At 51.2% G+C, this 4,660-nt stretch carries 6 protein-coding genes and 1 tRNA gene; 5 read left to right on the forward strand and 2 right to left on the reverse strand.

Going from position 1 to position 4,660, the window contains the following annotated elements; translation table 11 throughout:
* Window positions 1-477 precede the first annotated feature (477 nt).
* Together QN370_RS20345 and QN370_RS20350 are read left to right on the forward strand one after the other, a co-directional pair.
* The gene (locus QN370_RS20345; protein WP_322127041.1) at window positions 478-1,245 is read left to right on the forward strand and encodes a site-specific integrase; all 768 of its coding nucleotides are present in this window, start codon (window positions 478-480) and stop codon (window positions 1,243-1,245) included.
* On the forward strand, window positions 1,155-1,448 hold the full coding sequence (locus QN370_RS20350; protein ID WP_323581819.1) for a tyrosine-type recombinase/integrase: 294 nt from the start codon (window positions 1,155-1,157) through the stop codon (window positions 1,446-1,448). The genes QN370_RS20345 and QN370_RS20350 overlap by 91 nt, the downstream gene beginning before the upstream one ends.
* 147 nt (window positions 1,449-1,595) lie before the next feature.
* Here the strand turns inward: QN370_RS20350 and QN370_RS20355 are convergent.
* A tRNA-Ser gene (locus QN370_RS20355) sits at window positions 1,596-1,686 on the reverse strand.
* Between the two features lie 180 nt (window positions 1,687-1,866).
* Here QN370_RS20355 and QN370_RS20360 point away from each other — a divergent pair.
* Both QN370_RS20360 and QN370_RS20365 read left to right on the forward strand, forming a co-directional pair.
* Window positions 1,867-2,292: a response regulator gene (locus QN370_RS20360; RefSeq protein ID WP_322127040.1), complete on the forward strand. Its 426-nt coding sequence runs from the start codon at window positions 1,867-1,869 to the stop codon at window positions 2,290-2,292.
* Window positions 2,293-2,299: 7 nt separating this feature from the next.
* Complete coding sequence (locus tag QN370_RS20365; protein WP_322127039.1) at window positions 2,300-2,719, forward strand: DUF2177 family protein; 420 nt, start codon at window positions 2,300-2,302, stop codon at window positions 2,717-2,719.
* Window positions 2,720-2,814: 95 nt separating this feature from the next.
* On the opposite strand, the gene QN370_RS20370 is transcribed toward QN370_RS20365, so the two are convergent.
* Window positions 2,815-3,414: a porin family protein gene (locus QN370_RS20370; RefSeq protein ID WP_322127038.1), complete on the reverse strand. Its 600-nt coding sequence runs from the start codon at window positions 3,412-3,414 to the stop codon at window positions 2,815-2,817.
* Between the two features lie 301 nt (window positions 3,415-3,715).
* Here QN370_RS20370 and QN370_RS20375 point away from each other — a divergent pair, with 301 nt between their 5' ends.
* Window positions 3,716-4,447, forward strand: a complete 732-nt coding sequence (locus QN370_RS20375) for an SDR family oxidoreductase (protein WP_322127037.1) — start codon at window positions 3,716-3,718, stop codon at window positions 4,445-4,447.
* Window positions 4,448-4,660: the final 213 nt, after the last annotated feature.

Below are 4,660 nucleotides of genomic sequence, written 5' to 3' on the forward strand. Positions count from 1 at the left end.
GCTTCACTTCGCTCGCTGTGGTCAGCTCACGGGAGGACTTGCACCTCCAAGAGTGCGCCCATGCTGGGCGCACCAAGCAAAGGTCAACAATGATGTTCACGACATCACTGCCTTTCATGCCCCGCTGATCTCACAGGACGGCAAAAATAAGGATATAGACCCGGTGCGTCCTCCGAGGGCTATCTCGAGACAGCGTGTGTATCTGGGCCTCACTGCCGTCGACCAATTCATCAGCGACAAACGAACGCCATTCGCGCCAGAAGCAACAAGCGCCTGTTTCGACGAATCACTTCGACGATCGCGGCTGATCAATGCGCATCCAGAATTACGAATTACCCCTGGCGAAGCAGCCGACTTACTCGGCATATCACGTCGAAAGGCCTATGGGCTAGCCGCCCCGCACGGGCCCATTGCCTGCACACGCATCGGCAGGAACGTGCGGTATTTCCTCAAGGATGTTCTTAACTACGAGACAACATGTCGATCAACCGAGACGCGCGAAACAAGAACCGCTTCAGGTTCGAATTTAAAAAGGAGATCAACGGCGAGACCATTCGTCGATCAAAGCTGCTTCCGGAAGGCTATTCAAAATCTCAAGCCCAACAATACGATATAAAGGAATCGGCAAGGATTTTCAACGAATACACGAATCCGGACAAAAACCGGGTGCTGATTTCGGAGTGCGTACTGATCTATCTCACACGGCGCTGTCCGGAACTGAAGAATGGATATGGCGTCGCCAAGGAACTGGAACGGCTTGCGCCTTTTTATGAGGGACGCTATTTGTCAGAACTCGCCGCAGTCGGCACCGAATATCGACAGGCTGAAGTGCTGCGCCTGGCCCCGGCATCGATCAAAAACAAATTGAGCTATCTGCGCGCCGCCTGTCGTTACGCACAAAAAGAATATGGTGTGGGTGACATCAACTTGCGGTTGCAGGTCGGGATGCCCACCGTCAAAAACGCACGGCAACGGTATTTGACCCGGCAGCAAATGCTCACGATCTGCAAAATGTGCACGGACCGGACTGCGAGGGCCGTGATACGTATTTCCTTCTACAGTGGCATGCGCATTAGCGAGACCATCCTTGCCGGTCGTCACCCTCGAACTATTCATTCAGGAGAAGGATTTTTTTTGCAAGATACGAAGAATGGATCAATGCGACTTGCCGCAATGCATCCGAAACTGAGGGTACTAAGCAAGTATTTCCCCTACGCTGGAAGAAGAGCTGGATCCAGAAACTGATCCGGCGGGCCATGGATGCGGCCGGCTTTCAGGAGTATGTGTTGCACGATATTCGCCATTCGACGGCATCAGCTCTGATCAATGCGGGCGTGGACTTGTATACCGTCGGTCAAGTGCTCGGGCACAAATCTCTGGCCAGTACCGCGCGTTATGCCCACCTCGACATGCGGTCAAAAATCGATGCCATCAACAAAATAAAGTGAGGCGGCGCTCACCGAATTGAGCCATGCCAGCGAAGCAAAACGAACACAAATCCCGCAGATTTCGCCCCACAAGTCAAAAAAATAGCCCCGAATTCGGGGCTTTTTTTTGCAACAGCATCGTATAAGTGCTTGATTCTATTGCGAATATGGCGGAGAGGGTCGGATTCGAACCGACGGTACGGGAGACCCGTACACTGGATTTCGAGTCCAGCGCATTCGACCACTCTGCCACCTCTCCTGATTCGGTCGTCGCGAAGGCTTGCGCCCCAACGAGGGCCGAAGTGTAGCAGAAGTTTTTCGGAAGAGGAACCCGCAATGACGCAATATCCTACAGAAGACTAGCTGTTGCACCTATAGTCAATACTTGCCTGATTAACTACACTTGGCATCCGTTTAACTTAACCACAAGGGCTCCTGAATGCATTATCTGGCGACGGCCCACTCTGATTTGCATTTCTTGCTGACGAGCGACAGCGAGTCAACGAGTCGCGTGATCGTCCAATTGCTCAGGGAGCTCGGGTACATGAAAGTGTCAGAGGCGAATGACGGTGCCATGGCGATGCGTGCCTTTGCGAACGCACGCACGATCGGCGCGCCGATCACCTTCCTGATTACCGATTGTGCGATGCCGCTGATGGATGGGTTGGAGCTGATGCGAACGGTTCGCGCCGACGAGCAATTGCGCGCAGTACCGATGTTGATGGTGACGGCCGATGCCACGCGAGAACACATTCTCGAGGCCGCCAGCGCCGGTGCGGACGACTATCTTGTCAAGCCGTTCAATTCCGACAAACTCAAACAGAAAATCGACCTGTTGCTCACCAAATATGCAACGCTAACCTGAGGCAACAATGACCAAATATCTGACTACTTATTTTTCGACCGGCATTGTGTTCTGGATACTGGATTTCGTCTGGCTGGGTTTTGTCATCAAAGGTTTTTACATGCGAGAGCTGGACGGCTTACTGCTGCCGACACCACTGATGACACCGGCGATCATTTTCTATCTGCTGTATGTCGTCGGAATTGTGGTCTTCGCCGTGATGCCCGCGCTGGACAGTAATTCGTGGACAAAAGCACTCATGCTCGGTGCATTACTGGGGCTAATGGCATACGGCACTTACGACTTGAGTAATCTCGCGACACTCGACGGCTGGTCGCCACGTTTTGCCATTATCGATATTGCCTGGGGAACAAGCGTGACGGCAATCTCAGCGACATTGGGTTTCTGGCTGAGCCGACTAATTAACACCTATTTTTCTGGCACCTGACTCTTCACTGGGAAATAAACCTCATTAAATAGATCGATTTATTTTCAGATATAAAAAAACCGCACTCGCAAGTGCGGTTTTTAAATCAACTAGAATTAGAATTTGTAGCCGACACCAACTGTTGCCATTGTCTGCTTCGGTTCTACTTCGATACCACGTACCGATTCGGAACCATAATCAAGTTCAGATAATTCGGCCTGTACATAGAATTTATTACTGACCATCGAACGCACACCTAAGCCGATGCCATAACCGTCATACGTATCGCTGGCAGAAATACCGGAACCTGACAATTCACCCTTCATCCTCTGATAGGAAACCTTGCCGTAGACCAGCGTTTTGTCGGTCACCCGATAACCCGGCTCAACGTAAATCGAATACATGTCCTTCGCCTTGAGCGAAACACCGTTGATTGACCCGGCGTCGAGGTCACCGAAACCTGCGGTAGCGCCGACACCCATGACAAACTTGTCATTCAAAGCGAACCCGTAGGCACCCTGGACACTGCCGTTCGTTGAGGTGTCGTCGGTACTGCCATACTCGTTACCGAAACGGGCCGAGGCACGGGTTTTGGCATAGTTGGCGTTAATACCGGCGCTGAAACCCTCGAAGTTTTTCGATTGTGCAGTTTGCGCAAAGGCTTGAGGTGCGGCACAAGTTGCAAATACAGCGGTAGCAATTAATAATTTTTTCACGATTAGCCTGTCTTATTTACTTAATAAATTAATGAATGGAAACATTTCAGCAAAATTAGATTTTGATTGATATGTCGACCAAATGAAATGCGTTAAATTCCATTACTCAATGATCGTAGCACGCATTTAATTTTTTCACAGGCAACCGAAATACTGCGTAATTATCCTCATTATTTATTTATTGAACTTTCCGAAAATAAATAACTCAGAGTCTTTTATCAATTAATAAATTTTTAATCCATCAATGCCATTACGGAAATAGGGATTAATCAGTACGCATTAACACCATGGAGAATGATTAATGAAAATGCAGAACCTGAACGGAAAAATCGCTATCGTCACCGGTGCCTCAAGCGGTATTGGTGCAGCCGCAGCCCGCTTGCTGGTACAGGAAGGCGTGCATGTCGTGCTGGCGGCACGCCGCCGGGAAAGAATGGAGGAACTCGCCGCCGAACTGGGCGATGCAGTCACCGTTGTCGAAACGGATGTGGCTGACGCGAAGCAGGTCGCCGCCCTGTTCACGCTGGTACGCGAACGCTTCGGCGGACTTGATCTGCTGTTTAATAATGCAGGTTTAGGAATCAGTGTAAAATTCGAAACCAGTGATCCGGAAGACTGGAAACAGATGATCGATGCCAACCTCTATGGTGTCCTGAACTGCAGCCAGGCAGCGATCCCGCTACTGCGAGGCCGCGAAGGCGCGATGATTTGTTCGGTGTCCAGCGTTGGCGGTCGATATGGCGTTGAGAACTGGTCGGTCTACAGCGCCACCAAGTTTGCCGTTGGCGGCTTCCACGATGCACTACGCAAGGAACTCGGCCCGGAACGCATCCGCGTCACCATCATCGAACCGGGCGCGGTATGGACCGAATTCGGTCACAACGTCAACGAAGCGCTTGACGCCCGACGCCAGCAACTTGATGCACTGACTTCCGAGAACGTGGCTCAGGCACTGGTGTATGCGTTTGCCCAGCCGGGCAATGTGCTGGTCGAGGAAATCTTGCTGCGACCGGTGTTGCAAGTGGCGCCTTGAGGCTGATTGATGTCTGATTTTTCCGGGGAATTTATTCGACGATTCGGTGCAATAACCGAAGGGCATTGCACCGCGCACAGACTCAGTCACGTAGGGTGCAATAACCGAAGGGCATTGCATCGCGCACAGACTCAGTCACGTAGATACTCTGTTCAAAAGCAAGCCTTTTTCAGGTTGAAGAGCGAATCATTTGAGCAGGGACCGCATAGAATC

Source organism: Actimicrobium sp. CCI2.3, assembly GCF_035019065.1.
In the GTDB taxonomy this organism is placed as follows: domain Bacteria; phylum Pseudomonadota; class Gammaproteobacteria; order Burkholderiales; family Burkholderiaceae_D; genus Actimicrobium.

Bases quoted from the DNA above. Each gene is read 5' to 3' on its own strand.
- QN370_RS20345 (WP_322127041.1), top strand. From the start codon at position 478: ATGTCGATCAACCGAGACGCGCGAAACAAGAACCGCTTCAGGTTCGAA.
- QN370_RS20375 (WP_322127037.1), top strand. From the start codon at position 3,716: ATGAAAATGCAGAACCTGAACGGAAAAATCGCTATCGTCACCGGTGCC.
- QN370_RS20365 (WP_322127039.1), top strand. From the start codon at position 2,300: ATGACCAAATATCTGACTACTTATTTTTCGACCGGCATTGTGTTCTGG.
- QN370_RS20360 (WP_322127040.1), top strand. From the start codon at position 1,867: ATGCATTATCTGGCGACGGCCCACTCTGATTTGCATTTCTTGCTGACG.